General features: G+C 66.6%; 1 protein-coding gene and 1 pseudogene. Both read left to right on the top strand.

All coding sequences use genetic code 11. The annotated features are described in order from the left end of the window. A partial coding sequence (gene rpmD, locus EN850_RS35155) for a 50S ribosomal protein L30 (RefSeq protein WP_281407317.1) occupies window positions 1-164 on the top strand: 164 nt, incomplete at its 5' end. Between the two features lie 12 nt (window positions 165-176). Beyond that, window positions 177-314: pseudogene (gene rplO, locus EN850_RS37640) on the top strand (50S ribosomal protein L15); the annotation flags it as partial.

Here is a 314-nt window from a genome sequence, read left to right as displayed (position 1 = left end):
AGGTCCGGCTGGTGCGTGGCCTGCGTGGTACCCAGTCGCGTCACCGCCTGTCGGTGCGTGCCCTGGGCCTGAACAAGCTCAACGATGTGCGTGAACTGAAGGACAGCCCGCAGGTACGCGGCCTGATCAACAAGGTTCAGTACCTCGTCCAGGTTGAGGAGTAATCGACCATGACTCTGCGTCTCAATGAACTGAGCCCGGCACCGGGCGCCCGCACCGAGCGCACCCGCGTCGGCCGCGGTATCGGCTCGGGCCTGGGCAAGACTGCCGGCCGCGGCCACAAGGGTTCGTTCGCCCGTAAGGGTGGCGGCAAG

This window comes from Mesorhizobium sp. M8A.F.Ca.ET.207.01.1.1 (assembly GCF_004794715.1).
Classification (GTDB): Bacteria; Pseudomonadota; Alphaproteobacteria; order Rhizobiales; family Rhizobiaceae; genus Mesorhizobium.
This window is presented reverse-complemented; position numbering and strand designations above follow the sequence as displayed.